Here is a 24,770-nt window from a genome sequence, read left to right as displayed (position 1 = left end):
GTACTAGTTTAACCAAAAGGGGCCTTAATATGTTAGCTTCTGTAAATCGCATTCTGGAAAAAGCGATGCCGTTTATGACTCCAATCGGCCTTGTGCTTGGTGTTATTTATGCGGATCAGCTTGCACCGGTAACGTTCCTGATTCCATGGCTTTTTGCTTTTATGACCTTCAGCGGAAGTCTTGGCTTTGGACTCGGGCAGTTGGGCCAGGCGGTGCTGCAGCCGAAGCCGCTGCTTACCGTCCTTATTGTGCTTCACGCGATTATGCCGCTCTTCGCCTGGGCGCTCGGCAGCATGCTGTATCCCGGCGATACCAATACGATTACCGGCCTGGTGCTCGGGATGACGATTCCAACCGGAGTAACCAGCTTAATTTGGGTATCGATCCACAAAGGCAATGTGCCGCTTACCCTTACGATTATTTTGGTCGATACTTTGCTGTCCCCTTTTTTGGTGCCTGCGGGCATCGCACTGTTCTCGGGTACCAGCATTCATGTCGATTCCTTTTCGCTAATGAAGGGGCTTTTCTTTATGGTCGTTCTGCCTTCCCTTGTCGGAATGCTGCTGTTCCATCTCAGCAAGGGCCGGTCCAAAACTGAGCTTGCACCGAAGCTCGCCCCGTTTACGAAAATGTTCCTGGCTGTCGTTGTCGCGATGAACGGCGCTGTCGTGGCACCATACTTGAAGCAGCCAGACCGCGACCTCGTCTTTCTTGCCGCCGTCGTATTCGTCATCGCTATCGTCGGCTATGCCCTCGGTTACTTCGCCGCCCGCATCCTTCGATGGAATCGGGACTCGACCGTGACGCTGACGTTCAACAGCGGGATGCGCAACATTAGCGCAGGCGCCGTGCTGGCGACCACCTTTTTCCCTGCGGCCGTTGCCGTGCCGGTTATTCTCGGCATGCTGTTTCAGCAAATGCTCGCTTCCTTGTCAGGGATGTTTTTAGCGCAGCAGCAACGCCAAAAGCCTGCCGAAGGCTCGTTGTCATAACGAACCCCGGCAGGCTTTTTCTTTTTGCCAATAACGTTTTTTAAAAAATCATCAGCTTCACAACTAGAGACACGACAAGTGCCTGCGATGCGGAAACCATTAGTTTTCTACGGAACCCTTTTTTGCAAAACGGACCGGATTTTCCGCCTGTATATCCGAATACATGCAGCAATCCGAAAATCAAAATAAACGTGTTCACAAAGATGAGAACAAATTCCAACCGTTCTTCCCTCCACATTATTCGACGCTTACGAGGTTAGCTGGCGGATTCGGGCGTGAGAGTCGCCCTACGCGTTTGCCTTGGCAGGCATCCGCGATTCACCCCTGGCACACGGCCTGTTGGGTCCCCCGTTCTCCGGATACGGAAATTCAGCGATCGTACGAATTGGTTGTTTTGCATCACCTCAAGAATATACTGCGAATAAGCTTCGGCTGTAAAGATGGATTCTTGCTCAAAAAAGCGGTTCCATCTTGCAAATCGGCGCAATTCTCTCGAAAAAGCGTTCGTTCTCTTATTCAAGCCCGAGGATATCGCCTGCGGAGGCCGGTTTGACATGTTCAGGCAGCTCCAGCCCAAGATGGTTAAGATCTACTCCATGCGACATGTGTGTTAGGACTGTTTGCTTCGGCTGCAGCACCTGGACCAGCTCCAGAGCTTCGGTCATGTCGTACAGCGACCGTGTTTCCATCGGGAACGGCTCTTTCACAAAGCTCGTGCCTATAATTAGCAGGTCGAGGCCGTACATCGGAGCACGCTGCTCATCCGATAAATTTATACAGTCAGAAGCGTACACCCAGGTAAAGCCTGGCTTTTCAAAACGGTATGCGTAAGCGAAGCCGTTTTTTCCATGGTTCACCTTCCAAGGACGAACCGTCCAGCCCGCAAGCTGAACCCCATGATCGTTCGGGAAAAAGGTGATCTGCCGCTCCAGCCAAGGAAACTGCACGCGCAGCGTGGCCAGCACTTCAGCGGGCGCATACAGCCGTCCCTTGGTTTGCGTCCAGCGGCATGCATCGGCCCAAGCGGGAAGACCGCCAATATGGTCAAAATGCGCATGTGTAATGAGCATATCCGTCACCATTCTCCAGCGCGCCGTCTCCATCTGCAGCGTAAAATCCGGTCCGCAATCGATCAGCACATCGCCCTGCCCCGTGCGCAGCATCGCGGAAGAGCGCAGCCTGCGGTTCACGCCGGTCGTTCGCGCTTCCTCGCATACGATGCAATCGCAGTACACACGCGGAACACCCATCGAATCTCCCGTGCCCAAAATGTGCAGTGAATCGCTCATTCGCCTCATCCCTTTTTCAGCAAAATTCCAGACAAAATTAACAGTGCACTTCCCTCTAAACGGCTTCTAGAAACTATTCGATTTGCGTTCTCCACTTTCCTTTTCGGGGCGGGATTCTTTACCTAGCGGTTTTTAATAATCCTTAAGGACCGAATATCACCGTTCCCCATAAAAAGAAAAACGGAGGGAAAAATGCAGCCGTAATAGCTACATTCCCGTAAAACCCGATCTTGTCTATCCATCTATAAAAGAAATTTGAGTTTCCTTCCAAACGACGGCCAATTAGATTGACAATAAACCCAGCCACAGCCAGTCCATAGAACACAAAATACTCGGAATGAAAAATTATCGTAGAATCACGCAAAAAACTTATTACACCCGACAGAAACAAGATGAAAGAGAGCCAAGCGCAAATTTTACGTAGATCCATTTTTGAGCTACCACCCTTCTCGTTTGGTAACCTTAGTGTATTAAAATGATGCTGCTTCTCGTAAGGACTATCTTTCTTTAGTACCTGATAGCAAAAAAGCCGCCGGTCACGATAGATAACCGACAGCCTGAAATTCGTATTTTACAATTCGCGATCCTTCTTATTCAGCGCTTCATCCAGCAAATTCAACGCCCGCTGCTTCGGTAGATTCCACTCCGTCCAAGAGCTTTCCGCAGCATCCTCCTTTAAGCGTCGAAGCTTATCTGCCAGCTGCACTTCCAATCCGGGAACCTCCCGCCCATCCGCTTCATACCACCTTACAAGCGTAGGAACGGCATCCGCCGATAGATCTCCCAAATATTCCACGTCAATTTTTCCGGTTTCCCGGTACCGGTCGATGTTGCCGCGTGCGATCATCGCATCAATCCCCATAGCATTGACGATTGTGTAAGCAATGACACTTGCCGCCAGCGTCCAGCCGACCAGATTAAATTTGCTTTTCCAAAGCTTGTAGATGGCAAGCCCGAACATCACCGCAAGGTAAATCAAGAACGCATGCACAAGAATACGCAAATAGCTGAAGCCGTACGCCTCTTCGTACAACGATAAACGAATATAGGCGGAGACCACGATAACTAATGTACAAAGCGTAAGTATACCAAGCAAAATTTTAATCCCGCGAGGCAGCTTGCTGTCCTTCCGCTGACAAACGAGATGCATACCTAGGAACAGCACATAGTTGATGATCGACACGGCCAACAGCTCGAAGAAGCCTTCCCGCGCATATTCCGCATAAGTCGTATCTTCGGGCAGCATCCCGCGCAGACCGCCGAATGCCGAAATAATTTGGATCACCGCAAACAGGACGTATACGAGATTGACGACGGTCAGCACGGTGCCCGATATGATCGGGTCTAGGCCGATCGAAACATAAGTGGAGGGCGAAGCCGGGCCTCCTGCCCAATCATTCAATACGCTTTGCTTGCGCGCCTCGATCAATCGGCTCATGTAGCCGAACAAATAGATCGCTACCAGTACAATCCAGATCAGATGGGGAAGCCATGTCTGTATGTTCAATTGTCCGAGAAACTCCGGCAGCACCTCCAGAAGACTGCCGAATAAACGGTCTGCAGAAGAGAGCAGGGTGAGTACAACGATAAGCAGCGGATACGAAATGATTAGCCCCAGCAGCACAAGCAGCAGCTGGCGCGAACGCTCTTTTCGGAAACGGGGAGAGAACATGGCCCCCGCCATGCGGAACGGAATGGCCATTCTTACGATCGTTTTGGGACCTGCCACTCCTCCTAATGCTTTAAATCCGCGGCGCCAATCATGCCACAGGAGCACGACGCCCCCTGCCGCACGCTGCAAATGCGCAGTAATCAACAGCGGCAGCGCCACCACGTTCAGCACCTGGAACAGCGGCTGATCGGTGAGCGCGTAGGTAAGACATAGCAGTGTAATACAGGCGAGCAGTACGATGTCCGAGGCGTCGCGAAGCCATTCCTTTCGCTCCAGCCGCAGCACGCGGATGCTCATTATGTATAAGGCCGCCGCAAAAAGCGGAACGGAAATTCCAAGGCCTTGCTGGACGAACAGGACATCAAAACCTATACCGAACCCCGCCGTCACGGCGAGAAGCGTCAGGTCATAGCGGCTGTAAGGGACAGAGTGGCTGTTGCTTTCGGAACTCATGTTCACTCTTCCTTTCATCATTTTACTTTCCTTTCTTATTTTACCTGCTAAAATAAGAAATAAAAGTGAAACATTACGCATGAAAAAGTTCCTATTTTCTCGAAACGTACGGGAGGTTCATTCGCATGATCATCGAACGGCATTATTTGCGTCTGCTGCACGCCTTCGGGACGGAGGAAGCACAGGGCGGAAAGCCCAGCGTGCTCGTCACAACCGATCAGCTTGCCGAAGTGCTGGATTGCACGCGACGCAACGTCGCCCTCATCCTGCGAAGGCTTGAAGAAGAGGACTGGGTGCAGTGGGAGGCCCAACGCGGCCGCGGCAAACGCTCCCGGCTCGTGCTGAAATGCTCGCTGCAGGCGTGGTTTGCCAGAGCCGCCAGAGCCGCGCTGCAAAGACGGCAGCGGCTCGAGGATGTGCTGCGCGGCAGCGGCTGGGACGAGCTGATGAAGCGCCAGCGTCCCGGGGCCATCGACGCTCTTCCGGCGCTCGTAGACAACCTCTTTGGCGAAAGCATCGCCTACGAGCAAACGCGCCGCGTCGATACGATGCGTTTTCCGCTGCGGCAGCCGCTCTATTCGCTGGATCCGATTCATACGACCTTTGCCGTGGAATCGCATATTGTCCGTCAGCTGTACGACGGGCTTGTCACCTATAACCGTATGACCGGCTTGGACGCGCCGGCTTTGGCCCACGCCTGGGAATGCAGTCCGGACGGGACGGTGTGGACGTTTTATTTGCGGAAAGGCGTGCTTTTTCATCACGGAAAAGAAATGGATGCCGAGGATGTCGTCTTTTCGCTGCAGCGCTTGCTTGCCTCCGGCGGGGCCGGTCTGCACCAGTGGGTATACCGGCAGATGGTTCACGTGGAGGCCGCCGATCCGTTTACCGTCAAGATACGCCTTAAGGAGAAAAACGGCTTCTTTCTGCCGTTCTTAGGGACGAGCCGGGCCTCCATTGTACCCATGGATCTGGTCAGCTCCGACCCGGAACGGCTCCGGCTCCACCCTGTCGGCACTGGCGCCTATCGCTTCAACGCGGATCACAGCGAGGTGTACGTGCTTGAGGCATTCGCGCGGCATTATGCCGGCCGGGCACATCTGGACCGGATCGAGCTGTGGAATGTTTCAGGGTGGTTCGCCAACGGGATTACCCCCGAGGAAAAGGACGCGGAGCTGGAATCATTCCCCGTGCTCCATCATTTAGCAGCCACCGATGCAGGCGCCGGCGGAAAAGCTTCACAGCGGCATACCGTTCATGTCGGCACATCCTGCAAGTTCATTACCGTAAATACGAAAAAGCCGGGTCCGCTGCAATGCGGCGATACCCGGCTTGCCCTGCTTCGTCTTCTAGCGCCAGAAGCCGTCGTACGCGGCCTTGCCGCAGCCCAAGGCCCGGCAACAGGGGAGCTGCTGGCCGGCGGCAGCTTCTTGACCGAGGACTCAGCGGCGGAAAAAATCGAATCCGGTGTGCTGGAGGATTCGAACCACGTCTCGTCCCAAGCGCAGAAGCAGCCGCCTCTAGCGCCCTCCCCGGAGCTGCAGGAGCGCCCGCTGCGCCTCATCACCATTCCAAGCTACGCCCATGACGCAGCCGCTGTCCAAGCGGCGGCCGAGCAAGCCGGCCTGTCGCTTACCGTTGAGCTGCTGACGCCGGAGCAGTTCCGCGGCCCGCAGCGTCTGGAGGCCGATCTGCTGCTGTTCGGCATCATGCTCGACAACGATGCCGAGCTCCGGCTCGCCGACTTGTATCACACGATGCGCGGGCATATGGAGCCGGGAGTCGCCGAGGCAGCGCACAGCCTACTGACGGAACTCGCCGGAGCAGAGGACGCCGCAGTACGGCTCGAGCTGCTCCGTGCGATCGAGCGGGAGCTCACGACAGCGGGCGTCCTGCACGTACTGTACCGGCGCCGGTTGCACGTCGCGTTCCACCCCTCGATCGGCGGTATCGACGACCGCACAGCCGGATGGGTCTCGTTCAAGGAGCTGTGGCTGCGCCCGCAAAACGATAAAAGAGCGTAACACCGCACGACCGGCCGGCCTTCCTGGGCCGGTCCGTGTAAATACGTGTTCACGCTCTATGTTTTCTTACTGCCGCTATTCCGTAAGCCTGTTCAGCATCATGACGCCGGCGCCCGCGGCGAGGGCGTCGTCGCCAAGCTTGCCGCGGCTGAACACGACCTGGTACTGCGGGAAATAATACGTCTTGCGAATCGCAACCTGCGTCGCCGTCTGAAACACGAGATCATGGCTCGTGATCAACGGTCCCCCGAGAATGACCTTCTCGGGATGCAGCACGTTGAGCAGATTGGCGAGCCCGATACCAAAAAACACCGCCGCCTGCGTCAGCACCTCGACCGCTAGGCGGTCCTGCAGCCGCGCCGCTTCCACCACATGGCCGAATACGGCCCGCTCCGGGTGCCCCGCCAGCTCCAAAATCAGCGACGGCCGGCCCGTCTTCAGAATGGCCTGCACGTGCTGCTCAATGGCATAAATCGAGGCGTATGATTCCAGCGCCCCGAAATTACCTTCCTCCTGGCGGGGGGCTACACCGTCCGCCTGAATGATCATTTGCCCGACCGCGCCTTCCATATCAACGGCGCCGTACACCACCTTGCCTCCGGTCATCATCGCCGACCGCAGGCCCACGCCCCCATGCACATACAGCAGATGCTTGTATTCATGCGGCCGGTCCGCCCAATACTCGCCAAGAATCGCTGTGTTGGCGCCGTTATCAAGCTGCACCGGGAAGCGGAAGCGCTGCTCGAACATCGCGCAGATCGGCACGTCGCGCCAGCCCTTCGCCGGGAAATACAGCGGATCAACGATCACGCCGGCCTCCCGATCAAGCGGCCCGACCGCGCCGATCCCCATGCCGAGCACAAGCGTGACCGGCAAGCCGTGACGCTGCAGCATCCGCTCCATTTCCGCCGACACTTCTTCCACGAACACGCCGGGAGTCATATTTTCGCCCATCAGCCATGTTTTATGGTCTTTCTTCTCCAGCTGCATATCAAACAAAATCAAGCGGGTATGAATCCGCGATATTTCTAAACCGAACACATAACCGTAGCCGGGGTTCGTTCGATACAAGATCGGCCTTCGTCCGCCGGTCGACTCGCCGAAGCCTACCTCCACGATCAAGCCCTGCCCGGCCATTTCCTCCAGCAGCCGCGTCAGCGTACCGCCTTTCAAGCCGCTGCGCTCCAGCAGCTCCTGCTTCGACACCGTATCCTGCCTGCGGATCAGCTCATATAAATCCTTCATCTTGCGGTTCGTAATCCGTTCCTCTATCGGCATCATTGGAGGTCCCTCCCGGTTCGATTCTATCACAATTTCCCACCCCGCAGAACAACAAAAAAAGCGCTCTCTTCGATCAAGAGAAGCGCTTATGAAAAAATTGCGATACCGGCCGCACCGGCTAGAACAATCACGTAGAACGGATGCATTTTGACCTTTACCAGTGCATACAACGCTCCTGCAAAGATGAGCGCCGGCAGCAGCAGCTTGCCAAACTCAATGGCGCCGAAGCCCCCGCTCCAGCTTCCCAAACCGAAGCGGATCGCTCCGTACAAGATCAAGCCGGTTACAATCGGACGCAGGCCGTAAAACGCCGATTTCACCCATTTGTTATGGTGCACCTTATAGAAAAATGCCGCCGCCCCGATAACCAGCACCAGCGAAGGCAGCACAATCCCGGCCAGCGCCGCAGCCGCGCCAGGCAGCCCCGCCGTCTGATACCCGACGAACACCGCGCTGTTCGTAGCGATCGGTCCGGGCGACATCCCGGCCAGCGCGATCGAATTCATGAACTGCTCCATGGTCAACCAGCCGTGCGCCGTCACCTCCCGCTCAATGACGGGGATCATGGCATAACCGCCGCCGAAGGAAACAAACCCGATTTTTAAAAACGTCCAAAACAGCTCCATTAGGATCATGGTTATATCCCATCCCCGACGAAATAGTCCTGATAGACGTATTTGTCCTTTTCTTTATCCTGTTCTTTCTCTTCTTCCTTGGAAATATGGCGGATCCGGTATCCCATCTTTTCCTTTAAAAGCACCGCAACTACTCCGGTCAGCGCCCCGCATGCAATGATGACGATCGGGTGAAGCTTAAAATATAGAAGAAGCAGTACCGCCGCCGCCGCTGCAGCCAGCGTTGTTTTATCGATAACGGCCGTCCGGCCGATTTTGATTCCCGCATAAACGATAAGAGCAACAATAGCGGCGCGAATGCCTTTAAATGCCGCTTCAACAATCGGGTGCGTCTGCACCTGCAAATACGCAAAGCATAGGCCAAGAACGATAAGGAAGGTGGGCAATACCACACCGATGGTCGCCGCGACAGCTCCGCGAACTCCGGCAATCTTAAAGCCGACGAATGTCGCCGAGTTGATCGCAATCGCTCCCGGAATGGAACCGGACACCGCAAACATGTCGGTCACTTCCTCTTGCTCTACCCAGCGCCTCCGCTCCACCACCTCGCGCTCGATAAGCGGAATCATCGCATAACCTCCGCCAAAGGTCGCAGGACCAAGCTTGAAAAACGACCAAAACAGCTGTACCAGCGTTCTCCAGGCTGCCGGTTTGGACACGGTTTTGCCTTCCCCTGCTGCTGCCATCGCTGTCGCCCCCTTTCTTTGGTTCGCAATTCCTCCCGATTACTTTCGGTTACACTTAGTATACCTTAGTTTTTTTCATTTTGGAATAAAGTTGAGCAAAAATGGTTAGATAACACCCTGTTTCTCCGCTAATACCCAGTAATCCACTCTGAATTCGGTCAGTCTTTATTTCATTTTTACAAAAACAAAGAGAGCTGTCTAGAAAGACAACTCTCTCGTATTTTTTCCTGATTTTTCAATTCCGATCCTAAATATTCACTCTATCCTTATACCGCTTGTTAAACAAAACACCGCGCGCTGGGAGCTCACACGGAGCGGATTGCTACACTCTTCGTGCTTCCAAGCGCCGAGCGATGATGGAGAGAATGTAGTTCACTGTAAAATACAGCAAAGCTGCAAGCAGCAGGAGCGGCACTACGAAGCTGAACTGCTGGCCTCCGACAATTTGCACATGGTGCATTAGTTCCGGCAGTGAGATCACGATCGCCAACGACGTATCCTTCAGAAGCGAAATAAACTGGCTGACCATCGGCGGCGACATGCGGCGAAGCGCCTGCGGCAGCAAGATATTCCACAGCGTTTGTGTATAGGTCATACCCGACGAGCGCGAAGCTTCGATTTGTCCTTTTTCGATCGAATTGAGCCCGCCGCGCACAATCTCTGCAATCATTGCCCCTTCGAATACCGTCAAGGCCATGATCGCCGCCCACTCGATACTGAGCTTAATGCCAACCTGCGGGAGCGCAAATTTAGTAAAAAAGATAATAAGCAGCAACGGCAGGTTCCGGATGATCTCGACAAAAAGGGCAAGCACGGGGGAGAGCACCGGCAGTTTTGCATACCTTACAACTCCAATAATTGTCCCGAGAATAAAGCTGAATAATATCGATAAAAATGCCACCCTCAGCGTGACGCCGAAGCCCTCCATAATAAAGCTTAAATTATCCGGCGAATAGGCACCGAGAAAATCCATCGTCGGTCCCCCCTCTACGAGCTTTTCGCCAGCCGCCGTTCGGCATAATGAACGGCAATGCTGAGCGGAATCGTTATAATAAGATAAAATCCGGCCGCCAGGAGGTACACGGCAAACGTCTTGAACGTATCGGAATTCACGGAATCGGCGTAATACATGAGATCCAGACCTGCGACCACTCCGAGAATCGAGGAGTTTTTAACCAAATTCAAAAACTGATTCCCGAGCGGCGGAATGACGATTTTTACCGCCTGCGGCAGGATAACGAATCGCATCGTCTGCCCATAAGTAAGGCCCGTCGAACGTGCCGCCTCGCTTTGGCCTTTCGGCACGGACTGGATACCCGCACGAATCGCTTCCGCGATAAAGGATGCCGTATATACGGTCAGACCAAGCGTTCCCGCAGAAAACCCGTCCAGCGGTACACCAAGCGACGGCAGCCCCAGGAAAAAGAAAAACACGACCAGCAATAAAGGGATGTTACGAATAAATTCAACATAAGCGGTTCCGAGCCAATTGAGCGGCTTCACCGGCGCAATTCGCATCACAGCAATCAGAGTCCCCAGCAGGAAGCTTCCAATCAGTGCCAGGATGCTAGCCTGCAGCGTATTCATAAACCCTTCCGCAAACCGGTCCCAGTAGTCAAACAGCACCGAGAAATCGGATACTTTCATCTTCCCATCGGCCTCCTCTCTCCAGCAAATGAATAACGGGACAGGCGGCAGCCGCCTATCCCGTCAATACGATCGGTCTTATTTAGCCGGCGTTTCGCCGATCCACTTTTCATAAATTTTATCGTACTCGCCGCTCTTCTTCAGCTCGGCCAAGAACTCGTTGACGGTCTTCACAAAGCCTGCGTCACCCTTCTTAATCGCAATGCCGTAAGGCTCATCCGTGAACGGCTTGCCGACGACAATAAAGTTCGGGTCCTGCTTCATCATGCCGTACAGGATTGCGTTGTCTGTTGTCAGCGCATCGCCCTGGCCTGCTTTCAGCGCAGTGAATGCGTCCTGATAGTTTTCAAACTCAAGAACTGTTGCTTCCGGCGCTTTTTCACGGATGTTTTTCACCGATGTTGAGCCTTTCACGCCAAGCACCTTCGTGTCCTTCTTCACGTCGTCGATGCCTTGGATCGGGCTGCCCTTCTTCACCAGCAACGATTGCCCTGCAGCAAAGTAAACATCGGAGAAGTCCACCTGCTGTTTACGCTCTTCCGTAATCGTCATCGTCGCAATGATCAGATCGATTTCGCCGTTCTGCAGCATCGGGATGCGTGTCTTGGACGTTACTTCCTTCAGCTCCACCTTCGTTTCGTCGCCGAGAATTTCCTTCGCCAGCGCCTTCGCGATATCGATATCGAAGCCTTCTACATTCCCCGAAGCAGGATCCTTAAGACCGAACAGCTTCGTGTCGTACTTCACGCCGGCAACAAGCTTGCCGCGTTTTTGAATGGCCTTAAGCGTTTCGCTGTCCACCTCAGCTGCAGCACCGCCTCCGGCAGAACCGCCGCTTCCGGCATTGTTAGCCGGCGCCGGCTCTTCCTTGCCGCCGCATGCCGCAAGCACCATTGCAAAAAGTAAAACAACCAAGCTCACATTCAGCCACTTCAACGGTTTTTTCATTTGAATAGACCCCTTTCTCATTCCCCTATAATTAATGGTTCAACAAACGCCCCAAAAACGCTTTCGCCCGCTCTTCTTTCGGATTCGCAAAAAAGTCGGCAGGCTGAGCTACCTCCACAATTTGTCCCTGATCCATAAAGACGACACGGTCGGCCACCTCTCGGGCAAATCCCATTTCATGCGTGACGACCACCATTGTCATACCTTCACGGGCCAGTGTCTTCATTACATCAAGCACCTCGCCGATCATCTCCGGGTCGAGCGCCGAGGTCGGCTCATCGAACAGCATGATCTTTGGCTTCATGGCAAGTCCTCTCGCGATCGCAACCCGCTGCTGCTGGCCTCCAGATAACTGCGACGGATACGAATCCGCCTTATCCGGAATCCCTACCTTTTCCAGGTAGTACATTGCGGTTTTTTTCGCTTCCTCCTTGGACACACCGAGCACCTTAACGGGAGCGAGCGTAATATTGTCGATCACTTTCATATGCGGGTACAAATTAAAATGCTGAAATACCATGCCAATGTCACGACGGAGCTTATTAATGTCAGTTTTTTTGTCATTAACAGCAACTCCATCGACCGCAAGCGTACCGCTTGAAATGGTCTCCAAACGGTTGATGCAGCGGAGCAGTGTACTTTTCCCGGAACCGGATGGCCCAATAACAACAACGACTTCCCCTTGTTGAATCTCTAAATCGATTTTTTTAAGTACATGGAACTGGCCGTAGTACTTATCGACCTCTTGAAACCGGATCAAAATACTCACCCCTCTTTCTCGCTACTTATGTAACAGTTTGCGTTAAGAAATATAACATAAAAGTTATTTTACACAGGTCCCAACCTATTGGCAAGGATTTTTATTCCAGGTCGTTTTCTTTTGTCATACGGATTTCTCAAACCATATATTACGGAAATCCGCCCATCCTAGCCCGTTCACATGCACGCCCTTCATGGAAGGATGATGTGTCGTTTTCATATGTTTATGATACAAAAACGTCAAATAGCCCGATTTTTCCATCCAACGATCTAATTTTGCGAACAATTCACCACGTTTTCGACTGTCCGATTCGGCACGAATCGCATGGAGCTTCATCTTAATTTCTTGATAAGCCGCATCATCCATATACCCCGCCAAGCAGGAGGCTCTCGTTTCATAGGTTTCAATGAGGGAAAGCTGCGGATCGTCGCCGTCTATAATGACACCCGAGATCACTGCATCAAACTGCAGTCCTTCCTTGGTGTCTCCAAACTCGTCACCGATTTCTACACGGCTTCGCGGCATCCGTTCCATCGAGAGCTCAATCCCTTCAGACGCAAAGGCTTCGCGCAGACGCGCCTCCTCCTCCGGTCGGATTGACGTATACCCCAGCTTAAGCGATGGAATGCCGAAGGAGCCCGGCCTTGGAAGAGCTGCAGACGTATCGCCTACCGCTCCTTTGCTTTCAGACACCCCCGTACGCATAACCGATCCGCTTGCTTCGCCCTCCGTATAATAGAAGCTTTCCGCTTGCGTTAGACGACTCGCGCCCTCTCCGCGCCAAAACCCCGTTTCACGGATAAAGGAAAGCACCGATTGCCGGAAGCGTTCATCCTTATGCGGCCCATCCTTGCGCAGATTGAACACAACGTATTTGGTATGGACTCCCGCATCATATACCTGCCCCCAGCCGGAGGGCATTTCGTCATCACGGTCGATAAACGGCAAATAGGTCATCGCTTCATCAACTCCGGATGTCCAGCCTTCTGTTTGATTGAAATCCGGGATGACCCACAGCTCGATCCGGTCGAGCAGGGCTCTTTCCTTGAAATACAGCGGGAATGCGTCCATCACCAGCTTGGAGTCGTCATTTTGGACGACCCGAAACGGCCCGGTTCCGACGGGAGCCGACGCAAAAGCCTCCCTCTCCCTGCTGCACACCTCTTCGGGTACGATCGACATGCGATCCGAGCTAATATAATTCAGAAACATCCGGTTTGGCCGATGTAAGCGGAACACAACGGTGTGCTCCCGAACCGCCCGGACACCCTCAATCTCTTCCACCATCCAGCTAAACGGCGAATTCCAGCTCGGGCTGCGCATCCGCTCCACCGTATACACCACATCGGAGGCCTTCAGCTCTCTGCCGTGGTGGAACAACACCTGCTTGCGCAAATGAAACGTCCATTCCAGCCGCTCCTCATCCGTTTCCCATGCGTAGGCCAAATGCGGCACAAACTGTCCTGTCTCTGGAATGTATTTTACTAACGTATCAAAGATATGCCGGGAAAAATGCGAATCCAGCCCATACACCGTATAGGCCGGATCCAGTGTCATGACCTTCTTATAAAATGGGATGCGCAGCGTTTCACAAAGCCGCTCCGCCTTACGCTCCTCCCGATACCCAAACCTCTCGCCCAGCCAATCAAAAAAGACGACCCTTGCCTGCGCGTCCTCCAGTCCTCCGATCAGTTCCAAGCCTCTCGTTAAATCGCCTTTTTCCACGAGCTGCTTGGCTTGATCCAGCAGCAGCTGATCCAGCGGCACATGAAAAATGATTTTCGACGTATTTCCACGTCCCCGTCCCGGCAGCCACGAAATCCAGCCGCTTTCTTTCATCCGCTTCAAGAGCAGCTTCACGTTCCTCGGCGTGCAGTTTAACAAGCCGGAGAGCTCCTCCAAGGTGACCGCCGCCGGCTCCGCCTCTCCGACCTGTTCATATCGCCTGCGCAGCTCAAGGTAATAATCTGATAAATGCAATGGCTCCGCCTCCGCTCTCCTCAAAAATAAAAGAGGAAATTTATGCGGATAAATATACACTTTTAAATTCCCCTTATCAATCTATAATTAACTTCATCCAATCCAAGAGTACGGAGTGAGAACGATGAGTCAACGAATGATGCAGCTGTTTCAGCGGTATGACACCGCCATCTGGATTCGCATTGCCGGTTCGTTAATGGTTACGGTAACGAACTTTATGATCCGGCCATTTCTTGTGTTTTACTTATACGATAAAATGGACGGCTCGATCCTGCTGCCGATGCTGATCGTAGGACTACAGCCTCTCACAGGGCTCGTGATGGGGCTGTGGGGCGGAGAGCTCGCCGATAAATACGGACGCAAGCCGGTTATGATCGCCTCGCTGGCGTTGAATATGCTTGCCATGACCGGCTTCGCTTTTGCCGAGTCCGTGTGGATGTTCGCCGCCATGGCGATCCTCAACGGCATCGGGCACAGCATGTTCGGCCCGGCGGCCAATGCGCAAATCGCCGACGTGGTGCCGGAAGACCGGCGCGCGGAAGTATTTGCCGCGCTGCACACGGCGTTCAACGTCGGGGCCGCAGTCGGCCCGCTGCTCGGTCTCTATGTCTTCAACCGCGAGCCGCAGCTGGTGTTTGCGTTATCTGCGCTCGGCTTCGCGCTCTTCCTGCTGCTGGTGCTGTTGAAGCTGCCTGAGACGCTGCCGAAAGAGGCGCGCGGTGCTCAGACTTCCGGAAAGCCTGCAAAGCAGCCACTCCTGCAGATGAACTGGCGCGAGCACCGGACGCTGCTGTGGATGACCTTGTTCATGGTGCCGGTCGGTATGCTGTACGCCCAAGTCGAAACGACGCTGCCGCTGCATTTGCGCGACCGTTTCAGCGACGACTACAAGTGGATGCTGGCTGCAATGCTTTCTCTTAACGGCGCCGTCGTTACCTTGTTCCAAGTGTTTATCGCCAATCGAACCGAGCATTACGCAACCTACCGGATCGTCCTGCTCTCCTTCTCCCTCATGGTATGCACTGCTCTCGGCTATGGCTTCGCCCCAACCTTGGCGCTGCTAATTGTCAGCGAGGTGTTGTTTTCCATCGGCGAAATGCTGATCGGACCGCATATGCAAAAAGCGGTTTCCATGATCGCCCCCGCAGATATGCGCGGCCGGTACTTCTCGATTTACAGCATGAATTGGCAGGTGTCAAGAGGACTCGGTCCGGTGCTGTTCGGCTCGATCTACGAAATATCTAACGGACAAACCGCTTTCGCCATTATCGCCCTATTCCTTGTCGCTGCCGGAATCGCACAATATACGCTCATCCGAAGGCTTCAGACCGCGCCTAAGCGGACGGTTCAGGCCGAGGTACAACCAGCCCCGGTTGCCGCAGCAGCCGAATAACGCTTATTCGAAGCAGAAATACCCCACTCTATTGTTTGAGTGGGGTATTCTCGTGAATTTTGATATTTATTTGAAAATTTTGTATATAATAAAAGTGCATGCAAATGATAATTTTTCTCATTTTCAGTGTTTTTCCTTGACAAGAACAAATCACTATACGATAATTATAACTACTTTGGAATAATTACAGCATAACATTTTCATATGTTGGAAATACTGGACAAGCTGTATAATTCCGAAAAAACCCATACTGTGAAGGAGAGAAAAATCAATGTCTCTTATCGGAAAAGAAGTATTACCATTCAAAGCATCTGCTTACCACAACGGAAAGTTTATCGAAGTTAGCGAGGCTGACTTCAAAGGAAAATGGAGCATTGTTTGCTTCTATCCGGCAGACTTCACTTTCGTTTGCCCTACAGAACTCGAAGACCTGCAAAACCAGTACGAAACGCTTAAAAACCTTGGCGTAGAGGTTTACTCCGTTTCGACCGACACTCACTTTACACATAAAGCATGGCATGACAGCTCCGAAGCTATCGGCAAAATTACATACATCATGATCGGCGACCCTTCCCACACGATCTCCCGCAACTTCGACGTACTGATCGAAGAAGACGGACTTGCTGACCGCGGTACATTCATCATCGATCCGGACGGCGTCATTCAAGCGATCGAAATCAACGCTGGCGGCATCGGCCGTGACGCAAGCACATTGATCAACAAGATCAAAGCTGCACAATACGTTCGCAGCCATGAAGGCGAAGTTTGCCCTGCAAAATGGCAGGAAGGCGAAGCAACTCTGAAGCCTAGCCTTGATCTTGTAGGAAAGATTTAAGGGGCGATCCATCGTGCTAGAAGCAGACATAAAAGCTCAACTAGGCCAGTACCTCCAGCTCTTGGAGGGCGACATCATACTTAAAGTCAGCTTGGGATCCGATAAGGTATCCAACGAAATGCTGGAGCTTGTGAATGAGCTTGCCAGCATGTCCTCCAGAATCAGTGTAGAAACAGCGGAATTGCAGAGAACGCCAAGCTTTAGTGTAAATCGTGTAGGCGAAGATACCGGAGTAACATTTGCCGGTATTCCGCTCGGCCATGAATTTACCTCCTTGGTGCTTGCTCTTCTGCAGGTTAGCGGAAGAGCCCCGAAGGTTGATCAAAGCGTAATCGATCAAATCAAGAGCATCCGCGGCGAATTCCATTTTGAATCTTACGTCAGCCTCAGCTGCCACAACTGTCCGGATGTTGTTCAAGCTCTGAACCTGATGAGCATTCTGAATCCGGGCATCAGCCATGTCATGATTGACGGCGCTGTGTTCAAAGCAGAGGTTGAAAGCAAAGACGTTATGGCTGTGCCATCCGTATTCCTGAATGGTGAGTTTTTCAGCAGCGGCCGTATGACCATTGAGGAAATTCTTGCCAAAATGGGCAACGGACCTGACGCATCGGAGCTTTCCAACAAGGAGCCGTATGATGTACTCGTTGTCGGCGGCGGTCCTGCAGGTGCTAGTGCGGCTATTTATGCCGCGCGTAAAGGGATCCGCACCGGCATCGTTGCAGAGCGGTTCGGCGGTCAAGTCATGGATACCGTGGGCATCGAGAACTTCATCAGCGTGAAATACACCGAAGGTCCGAAGCTCGTAGCTAGCCTTGAGGAGCACGTGAAGGAGTACGGCATCGATGTGATGAAGCTTCAGCGCGCAAAGCGTTTGGAGAAGAAGGATTTCATCGAAATCGAGCTCGAAAGCGGCGCGGTTCTGAAAAGTAAGTCCGTGATCCTGTCCACCGGCGCGCGTTGGCGCAATGTCGGGGTACCAGGCGAAGCCGAATTCAAGAACAAGGGCGTTGCGTACTGCCCGCACTGCGACGGTCCCCTGTTTACAGGGAAAGACGTTGCCGTCATCGGCGGCGGAAACTCCGGCGTCGAGGCAGCGATTGATCTTGCCGGGATCGTAAAACACGTCACTGTGATCGAGTTTAATCCGGAGCTGAAAGCCGACGCAGTTCTTCAGAAGCGTCTGTACAGCCTGCCGAACGTAACCGTCGTTAAAAATGCGCAAACGAAAGAAATTACCGGTACCGATAAAGTAAACGGCATTACCTACATCGATCGTGAGAGCGGTGCAGAGCACCATGTTGAATTACAGGGTGTATTTGTCCAAATCGGTCTCGTACCGAATACCGATTGGTTAGGCGATACCGTGGAGCGCACTCGCTTCGGAGAGATCGTTGTGAACAGCCACGGCGCTACCAACGTACCGGGTGTGTTTGCTGCAGGCGACTGCACTAACAGTCCTTATAAGCAAATCATCATTTCCATGGGATCCGGTGCAAATGCCGCTCTCGGCGCATTTGATTACTTGATTCGCAATTAATGAAGAGCAAAAAAGCCGCAGGCTACCTTTTTTGGTAGTTCAGCGGCTTTTTCTTGTTTACTTAATAATCGAAGATGGCCAAGTTCCGTACCAGGAATACCCCGTTCTTCTTTCCTTCTCAATCTCACTCAGTGCATATTTAACGACACCGTCACGTCCTACGAAGATCGGCTTATTTGTTCCAATCTCGTAAAAACGCGCCCAGATCGGAGTCGTTACGCTAGGATCATTCACCACCACAACATCGTCGCTCGTTTTTACAACCTTGATCCCAATTATTTTCACTGCATGTAACCACTGCTCCGCTGCATTGATCGCAGCCGTGATTTGCGAGGTAGCCGGTCTAGTTTTCAGGAATTTTACAATGCCGACGCTTTCTTTCGCGGAAAGAGACGGAACCTCGTACGCTCTTGCGCCCGCCGGCTTCAGGGTAACGGAGTCATGCTGCTGCCCCCAGGCCGTGAGCTTTCCGTTGGCTACAACTTGAGTTTGCAGCATGTTGGTCACCCCTTTGGCAACCGCAGTTTTACATTTGTCAGCTAACGCACTGTCGACAAAGGAGAAATCACCTTTTCTATTGGCAATTTCGTCAAGCAGGATCATCACATTGACCATGGCATCGTCATTGAAGGTAATATGTCTATGATATGTGGAGCTGGACGCTTGATAGATTTGAGGCCAGCCGCCGTTGCTGTACTGCATATTAATTAAAAAGTTGATTCCTTTAACCGCAGCAGCCGAGTACGTACTGTTTTTCGTCTTCGTATATTCTGCCGCGAGTCTCCGGATCTCTGTATAAGTCGCTTTATTATCGATCGTCGACTTGGCCCATTCCCCGCTTGTTACCGAGTAATCCTTTTTCCAGCCGCCATCCGAGCGCTGGTTTTTCACAATATCCGAGATGCTTGCCGTCGTACCGCTGGCATCTGCTGCATAAACAGCTGTTGAAGGAAGTAATGTAAATGAAGCTGCACCCCCCGTCACCAATGCTACAGCCAAACATACAGAAACCATTTTCGTTTTCGTTCGATTCATCACAATAACCTTCTCTCTTTGTTTTTTTAAAGACTTATAAGCTAAAAGTCATAAATATAAGCTCTATCACTCCTTTCACTCACTCTATGTAAGCGCTTTAATTGTATTATATTTGATAGATAATAGAGTGTCAATAATTGGTCCCATATGTCGAAAAAAGTACATAATACAGACAAAACCACTCCAAATATTTAGAGTGGTTTCACCAAATGATTTCTATTATTTCCAGTGTGCAGGTCTATTTAGTGAATCCGGAAGCTTCGTAGTGCGATCGCCCACTGCCGCGTTTACCTGTGCCTGCGTGAGGAATAGGGTCCCGGTCAAATCCGCGCCTCGCAAATCCGCATCCCGCAGGTCCGCACCAATCAAATCAGCACCTCGCAGATCTGCTCCGCGGAGGTTTGCGGCTATGAGATATACCCCTCTTAAGTTGGCGCCTCTCAGGTCGACACCTTTAAGCTGCGCCCCAAATAAGTCTCTTCCTTTGATCTGCTTATCCAGCTTCTTGTTCTCGGCCGCCTTCTTCGATTTCGCCCGAACCCTCTCGCTCGCTTGCAGAAGCAGTCCGTTTATAACAGCACGATGCATCGGTACGTCAATCTTCAAAATCGATTTCGGATCAAGGCTGACTAGCTTTTCTGTCTCTTCAATGGCCTGCTGCAGTTCTTCGTGAAGAGGAGCCGTTTCTTCTCTGTGCACTGCTTCATTCAAATAACTGAGCATTTCATGAAGCTGCTGCATCACGGGAAATACTCGAAACATTTCTTGGGCCGTTTCCGGGTGATCCCGCCAGCTTTTTCCCCCATACGTATGCTGCGATACCTTCTGGCCTGCCCCGAAGCATTCGTAAACGGTGCAACCCTTCAGACCGCTGTTCCGCAGCTTACTGTGAATTCCGCATCGATAATCTCCTTCCAGGTTTCGGCAAGGAATTCCTCCCTCTTTATCGAAAGCAAAATCCGCCGATTTTGCATAAGGCAGCGCAACGCAGCATAACCCGAAGCACTGCTCACAATCTGCGGTAAAACGTTCTATATCACGGTTGATCGTATGATTAGACAATGAAGAACACATCCCTTACTTGCGATAACAACTATCTTACCACATCAAACAAACGTTTCACCATTGGTTAATAGAGCTGCGAAGATAGAGTCTCATAACGACCCAATTGTTACTAGATTTGGCTATTTCACATGTCTATTATGAGGCGTATAATGTTGAATAGATAGCGGTCCTCCCCGTGATAGCTTGTATTTTACTTCGCCCTAATTTAAGCGACTCAGGGTTGGGTCAGAACCATCCAGTATGATCGCTCTTGTGCCGCCAAACACACAACCGCCGAATTGCAAGGAGGCCACTACTTTGAACAATAACGCCAGTAGAGAAATTCAAATCGGGCCATTTTTATTACTTCATGCAGCACTAACCTTGTATATCATTATCGTCGAAACGGTTACGTACGGCTTGATTCGCCCTCCCATGGAACCCATGACATTGTCGGCATCCGAGTTTTTTACTTTATTATTACTCTATTCCCCTTTCATTTTTCTGGGACTGCTTATTTTCTATATAACAGTGGCTTGGATTAAAAAGCGCTTTGTACGCGCTTCCCTCAGCATCCCCTATGCGATCGTGGTTGGGGTTTTCTTCACTGGATTGTATCTCGTCATTACTCAGCCTATTCTGCATGATCGATTATCCTATTTCGCCTATTTTCCTATTCCGGTTACAGCCTATTTTCTACTTTTGATCGCTAGAAAATGGGTTCGCTAAACGGACCATAGTTATTCGTCAGTAAACACGGAAGACTGCAGGCTTTCCCTCCTGCAGTCCTCTCACAATCCGGCTATTACTTGTCCTGATCTAACGAATCTACATATTGTTTGGCTTCCGTTAAGGAAAGCCCCAGGACCTCCCTTGCTTTCTTTACCGCCTCAATCCTCTTTCCTTCTCTTACAAGCGTGCGCAAATCGTCATCGATCGGAGCTTCGGGAACCCCTACCTTTTGCGCCACCTGTTCCAGCTTATAGCTCATTCTTTTGATTCGGCTTTCCAGCCTAATTACGGTAAGAAGCAAATAAATGACTGCTACGAACGTTACACTCGTCAATGTATACTCCATCTTTTTGCACCTCCATATTTTCTTACCTGTACCCGATCTATGCTAAAAAAGATCCTGCCGCAGCTTGTGCCGCTTACCAGGACCCTTTAAGATGCTAGGATTTCTTATGTACGTGTATTCAAGTCAGCTGCTCATAAAAGCTCTTGCTACTTCGCCGACAAAGTCATCGATTCGCCAGGCTTCATGGAACGACCGTCGATGAACTTCTCCTTCAAGCTTTGAACGAACCGCTCGGCATCCTGCGCAATTGGATCCCAAGTGCTGTGATGCACCGGAACAACGCAGCGGGCCTTGTACCATTCTGCTGCAGTAAGAGCATCCTCCGGCCCCATCGTAAATACATCACCGATCGGGATAAACGCCAAATCAATGTCGTTGCGTTCACCAATCAGCTTCATATCGCTGAACAAGCACGTATCCCCGGCATGCAGAATCGTAAAGCCGTCCACGCGAACAATCAGCCCTGCCGCTGTACCGGCATAAATGATTTTCTGCTCCTCTTCAATTATGAAGGCCGAGCTGTGAATGGCAGGTACCATCTGTACCTTGGCCGGTCCGATGTCAATGGTGCCCCCTACGTTCATGCCGATGGCCTTCGCGCCCTTCCAGCCCATGTAGACAGCAAGCTCATGAATCGCGACAATCGTCGCATCATTTGCCTGTGCAACGGCAAGCGCATCGCCCGTATGATCCTTATGCGCATGCGTCAATAGCACATAGTCCGCTTTAATATCCTCCGGCTTGGATACGGCTTGCGGATTCCCCGTGAAAAACGGGTCGATCACAATCGATACCTCTCCAGTGTTAATCTGTACACAAGAATGTCCGTGATAAACAACTTCAACCATGGTAGATTATCCCTCCTCATTCATATTGTAGCATAACTTTTTTTAAGATTCGCAATCCCAAGGCCATCTCCAGCTCGGTTAAATGTCCAAACCCCAGTATGACTTGCCCCTCGCGCTTTCCCTTTTCCATCGCATGTTTTTCTACCGCCTGAAGCCCAACACCTTCATGATCCAGCTCTGCAAGCAGCTCCTCTGTGAACTGAATTCCTTGAAAATCGGCTATCAAATGAAGCCCCGTCCCCTGGCCCCTAATCGTCACCTGCTCCCCAAACGTCTCCTTCAACAGCCGAATCAACATATCGCGCCTTTTTCGGTATACCCGTTTCATTTTTAACACATGGCGCTCCAAATGCCCTTCTTCGATAAAATGAGCCAGCGTCAGCTGTTCAAGCGACGGGGTATGCAAATCACTGAACCACTTTAGCCTGCGTCCCTTCTCGATTAATGGATGTGGAAAAATGATATAGCCCATGCGCAGGGCGGGAGATAAAATTTTGCTCAGCGTACCGATATAAATGACCTTATCCGGTTCGAGCCCCTGAAGGGCGCTCACCGGCGCTCCTTCGTAACGAAACTCGCTGTCATAATCGTCCTCGACAAGGTAGCAGCCTGTTGTGCGAGCGTACTCGATCAATTGGATTCTGCGCTGAATCGGCAGGGTTCCGCCTGTCGGGAATTGATGCGAGGGGGTCAGATAAATAAAACTGGGTCTGTAATCCGAAGGCAGCTGCTGCGTCAGCATCCCCTGCTCATCAACGGGTATAGGGTGCAATTGTGCTCCCAAGGAGGCAAATATGGTTTGGATATCCCTTGTGATCGGATCCTCAAGGATGGCCGTCCGACCCTCACCGCCAAGCAGTCTTCCAATGAGTGAAATCGCCTGCGTGGCCCCTGAGGTAATGACCAGCTGCGACGGATGGCAGCGAACGCCTCTTGAGCGCAGTAAATAGGCTGTAAGAGCCTTTCGAAGCTCTTCGCGGCCTTCCGGTTGGCCGTAGCCGAACGCCGACTCCGGAGATTCGAGAATGATGCGCTGAGCGAGACGAGCCCATTTGCTGCGGGGGAATAAATCCAAGGCAGGAGTTCCGGAACGGAAGCTGATATAACTGCTGTCGCCGGAACGCTGTTTCATTTCCAAGACTTCCATCTCGGGGATGAACGGCTCTACCATCCGTTCTCCGCTTTCCGGGAAGCTTGCTCCCTCCGATACGAACGTACCCGAGCCGTATTGGCTCTCGATGTACCCTTCCGCCTGCAGCTGATCATACGCCTGCAGGACAACATTGCGGGATACGTGCAGCTCGGCGGCCAGCTGCCGGGAGGAAGGGATAGCAGCTCCTGCCTTTAACTCCCCTCGCAAAATCCGTTCGCTCAGTTCGATATAAATCTGATGAATTAACGGTACCGACGATTGTCGATCAATCGTAAACCAAACCACAGCGGATCCCTCTTTTCAAACCGGTACTATCCAAAATGCCATCAAGCGGTTCTCTTCATAACCAGTTTACCATGATAAGGTAACAATGGAATTTAAAAATAGCAACCGTAAGTTGAATATTTTTTGGCGGAAAGGACGGTATCCAATATGGACAATACGATGAACCTTTGCTTGAACAACACCTCGCTTGAGGGGACGTACGGTAGCTTCGGGGGAGAGGTAATACCCGTAAGGGACCATGCAATAATGGCGGCGGAAGCACTGCGGCGTATAGCCCGGGATCCATCCTTGAAGGCCTCGCTGCTGCATTCGCCCGAGCTATATCAAACCCTGCTGCGCGCAGCCAAACGATTCATAGCCGGGGACCGGCGCGAGGACGGGATACGTGCCGCAGCGCAGCTTCATGCTCTGGGATACCGCGTATCTGCCGAATTTATGGGCGAGAACACGGCTACCGTAAAGGAATGTATCGCTGCAAAGCAGGAGTTTCTCGCACTTATGAACGGTCTGCGACAGGAGAAGGTCCCCGCTTCCATTTGTCTCGATTTATCACACATCGGGCTTTTTGTTGACTACGATTTGGCCCTAAGCCAGCTGCTGGAGCTTGCCGATGAGGGCAGGAAGCACGGCCTTGAGCTTATGGTGAGCATGGAGGAGCATGCCAAATGCGAGAATATTGTTCACCTTTATAAAGATGCGGTACAGCAGGCTTCGAATATCGGTATCACCATCCAGGCCCATCTCCATCGCTCGGAGGCTGACATTAAGGAGCTTGTCCGGCTGCCCGGTAAAATTCGTCTCGTGAAAGGCGCCTTTCTGGAAGCGCCGGAGATCGCGCTGCCTCGTTCGGAAGCCTTGAACGAACGATACCTTTCGCTGGTGGACCACTGCGTCCAGCGGCAGCAGCCGCTTTCGATTGCAACGCATGATGAAGTGATTTTGAATGAGGCGGAGCGGCGCGGATATTTGGAGCAGCCTTTTGTCGAGGTAGAAATGCTGTACGGCGTCAGGCCGGATTTGATCAAAATATACCGCGATCAAGGAATCTCCGCTCGAGTTTATGTCACTTACGGAACGGAGTGGTTCTTATATTTATGCCACCGCCTCGCGGAGCATCCGGCGAATCTCTTTACGGCTGTTGCCGATTTGGCTGAGGCTTCTGGATACATAAACATATCACCAAAAGGATAAC

The 24,770-nt window shown here is 52.1% G+C and carries 23 protein-coding genes and 1 riboswitch; of the genes, 7 read left to right on the top strand and 16 right to left on the bottom strand.

The genetic code is table 11. The features are described 5' to 3' along the window. Positions 1-29 precede the first annotated feature (29 nt). Positions 30-992, top strand: coding sequence for a bile acid:sodium symporter family protein (locus tag GQS10_RS12820; RefSeq protein ID WP_166242740.1), 963 nt, complete (start codon positions 30-32; stop codon positions 990-992). A 40-nt stretch (positions 993-1,032) separates the two neighbouring features. Here the strand turns inward: GQS10_RS12820 and GQS10_RS12815 are convergent, their stop codons facing one another. The 3 genes from GQS10_RS12815 to GQS10_RS12805 form a co-directional block, all read right to left on the bottom strand. After that, positions 1,033-1,212, bottom strand: a complete 180-nt coding sequence (locus GQS10_RS12815; protein ID WP_166242738.1) for a hypothetical protein — start codon at positions 1,210-1,212, stop codon at positions 1,033-1,035. Between the two features lie 10 nt (positions 1,213-1,222). Beyond that, positions 1,223-1,377, bottom strand: a riboswitch (cyclic di-AMP (ydaO/yuaA leader). A gap of 127 nt (positions 1,378-1,504) precedes the next feature. Then, a complete protein-coding gene (locus GQS10_RS12810; protein WP_166242736.1) occupies positions 1,505-2,281 on the bottom strand; it encodes an MBL fold metallo-hydrolase in 777 nt (258 codons plus the stop codon). Between the two features lie 571 nt (positions 2,282-2,852). Next, a complete protein-coding gene (locus tag GQS10_RS12805; protein ID WP_166242734.1) occupies positions 2,853-4,406 on the bottom strand; it encodes a DUF4153 domain-containing protein in 1,554 nt (517 codons plus the stop codon). A 125-nt stretch (positions 4,407-4,531) separates the two neighbouring features. Here GQS10_RS12805 and GQS10_RS12800 point away from each other — a divergent pair, with 125 nt between their 5' ends. Then, complete coding sequence (locus GQS10_RS12800) at positions 4,532-6,430, top strand: ABC transporter substrate-binding protein (RefSeq protein WP_166242732.1); 1,899 nt, start codon at positions 4,532-4,534, stop codon at positions 6,428-6,430. A gap of 75 nt (positions 6,431-6,505) precedes the next feature. Here GQS10_RS12800 and GQS10_RS12795 read toward each other — a convergent pair whose 3' ends face one another. The 8 genes from GQS10_RS12795 to GQS10_RS12760 form a co-directional block, all read right to left on the bottom strand. After that, the gene (locus GQS10_RS12795; protein ID WP_166242730.1) at positions 6,506-7,711 is read right to left on the bottom strand and encodes an ROK family protein; all 1,206 of its coding nucleotides are present in this window, start codon (positions 7,709-7,711) and stop codon (positions 6,506-6,508) included. 86 nt (positions 7,712-7,797) lie between these two features. Then, on the bottom strand, positions 7,798-8,346 hold the full coding sequence (locus GQS10_RS12790) for a chromate transporter (RefSeq protein WP_166242728.1): 549 nt from the start codon (positions 8,344-8,346) through the stop codon (positions 7,798-7,800). A gap of 2 nt (positions 8,347-8,348) precedes the next feature. Continuing rightward, entirely contained in the window at positions 8,349-9,032 is a 684-nt protein-coding gene (locus GQS10_RS12785) for a chromate transporter (RefSeq protein WP_166242726.1), read from the bottom strand. Between the two features lie 322 nt (positions 9,033-9,354). Then, a complete protein-coding gene (locus tag GQS10_RS12780) occupies positions 9,355-10,005 on the bottom strand; it encodes an amino acid ABC transporter permease (RefSeq protein ID WP_166242724.1) in 651 nt (216 codons plus the stop codon). Positions 10,006-10,019: 14 nt separating this feature from the next. Continuing rightward, on the bottom strand, positions 10,020-10,679 hold the full coding sequence (locus GQS10_RS12775) for an amino acid ABC transporter permease (RefSeq protein WP_166242722.1): 660 nt from the start codon (positions 10,677-10,679) through the stop codon (positions 10,020-10,022). Between the two features lie 78 nt (positions 10,680-10,757). After that, the gene (locus GQS10_RS12770; RefSeq protein WP_166242720.1) at positions 10,758-11,627 is read right to left on the bottom strand and encodes an ABC transporter substrate-binding protein; all 870 of its coding nucleotides are present in this window, start codon (positions 11,625-11,627) and stop codon (positions 10,758-10,760) included. 31 nt (positions 11,628-11,658) lie between these two features. Beyond that, positions 11,659-12,387, bottom strand: a complete 729-nt coding sequence (locus GQS10_RS12765; protein ID WP_166242718.1) for an amino acid ABC transporter ATP-binding protein — start codon at positions 12,385-12,387, stop codon at positions 11,659-11,661. Between the two features lie 123 nt (positions 12,388-12,510). Then, positions 12,511-14,367: an ABC transporter substrate-binding protein gene (locus GQS10_RS12760; protein ID WP_166242716.1), complete on the bottom strand. Its 1,857-nt coding sequence runs from the start codon at positions 14,365-14,367 to the stop codon at positions 12,511-12,513. A 196-nt stretch (positions 14,368-14,563) separates the two neighbouring features. On the opposite strand from GQS10_RS12760, the gene GQS10_RS12755 reads away from it, so the two are divergent. The 3 genes from GQS10_RS12755 to ahpF all read left to right on the top strand — a co-directional run bounded on the left by GQS10_RS12755 (position 14,564) and on the right by ahpF (position 18,135). Continuing rightward, positions 14,564-15,760 (top strand): MDR family MFS transporter, encoded by a 1,197-nt coding sequence (locus tag GQS10_RS12755; protein WP_424991789.1) that lies wholly within the window; start codon positions 14,564-14,566, stop codon positions 15,758-15,760. A 271-nt stretch (positions 15,761-16,031) separates the two neighbouring features. Further along, positions 16,032-16,595 carry an alkyl hydroperoxide reductase subunit C gene (gene ahpC / locus GQS10_RS12750; RefSeq protein ID WP_166242712.1) on the top strand — a complete coding sequence of 188 codons (564 nt, stop codon included), beginning with the start codon at positions 16,032-16,034 and terminating at the stop codon, positions 16,593-16,595. Between the two features lie 10 nt (positions 16,596-16,605). Beyond that, positions 16,606-18,135 carry an alkyl hydroperoxide reductase subunit F gene (gene ahpF, locus GQS10_RS12745; RefSeq protein WP_166242877.1) on the top strand — a complete coding sequence of 510 codons (1,530 nt, stop codon included), beginning with the start codon at positions 16,606-16,608 and terminating at the stop codon, positions 18,133-18,135. 57 nt (positions 18,136-18,192) lie between these two features. On the opposite strand, the gene pelA is transcribed toward ahpF, so the two are convergent. Both pelA and GQS10_RS12735 read right to left on the bottom strand, forming a co-directional pair. Further along, positions 18,193-19,170, bottom strand: coding sequence for a pectate lyase (gene pelA, locus GQS10_RS12740; protein ID WP_166242710.1), 978 nt, complete (start codon positions 19,168-19,170; stop codon positions 18,193-18,195). Between the two features lie 219 nt (positions 19,171-19,389). After that, complete coding sequence (locus GQS10_RS12735) at positions 19,390-20,232, bottom strand: pentapeptide repeat-containing protein (RefSeq protein ID WP_243735141.1); 843 nt, start codon at positions 20,230-20,232, stop codon at positions 19,390-19,392. Between the two features lie 300 nt (positions 20,233-20,532). Here GQS10_RS12735 and GQS10_RS12730 point away from each other — a divergent pair, with 300 nt between their 5' ends. Then, a complete protein-coding gene (locus GQS10_RS12730) occupies positions 20,533-20,943 on the top strand; it encodes a hypothetical protein (RefSeq protein WP_166242706.1) in 411 nt (136 codons plus the stop codon). A 76-nt stretch (positions 20,944-21,019) separates the two neighbouring features. Here the strand turns inward: GQS10_RS12730 and GQS10_RS12725 are convergent, their stop codons facing one another. The 3 genes from GQS10_RS12725 to pdxR all read right to left on the bottom strand — a co-directional run bounded on the left by GQS10_RS12725 (position 21,020) and on the right by pdxR (position 23,578). Then, positions 21,020-21,292 (bottom strand): hypothetical protein, encoded by a 273-nt coding sequence (locus tag GQS10_RS12725; RefSeq protein WP_166242704.1) that lies wholly within the window; start codon positions 21,290-21,292, stop codon positions 21,020-21,022. Positions 21,293-21,438: 146 nt separating this feature from the next. Further along, on the bottom strand, positions 21,439-22,140 hold the full coding sequence (locus GQS10_RS12720) for a metal-dependent hydrolase (protein WP_166242702.1): 702 nt from the start codon (positions 22,138-22,140) through the stop codon (positions 21,439-21,441). Positions 22,141-22,156: 16 nt separating this feature from the next. Then, positions 22,157-23,578 (bottom strand): MocR-like pyridoxine biosynthesis transcription factor PdxR, encoded by a 1,422-nt coding sequence (gene pdxR / locus GQS10_RS12715; protein ID WP_166242700.1) that lies wholly within the window; start codon positions 23,576-23,578, stop codon positions 22,157-22,159. A gap of 147 nt (positions 23,579-23,725) precedes the next feature. On the opposite strand from pdxR, the gene GQS10_RS12710 reads away from it, so the two are divergent. Then, complete coding sequence (locus GQS10_RS12710; protein ID WP_243735140.1) at positions 23,726-24,769, top strand: proline dehydrogenase family protein; 1,044 nt, start codon at positions 23,726-23,728, stop codon at positions 24,767-24,769. Position 24,770: the final 1 nt, after the last annotated feature.

Source organism: Paenibacillus turpanensis (assembly GCF_011421635.1).
Taxonomy (GTDB): Bacteria; Bacillota; Bacilli; order Paenibacillales; family YIM-B00363; genus Paenibacillus_AK; species Paenibacillus_AK turpanensis.
This window is presented reverse-complemented; position numbering and strand designations above follow the sequence as displayed.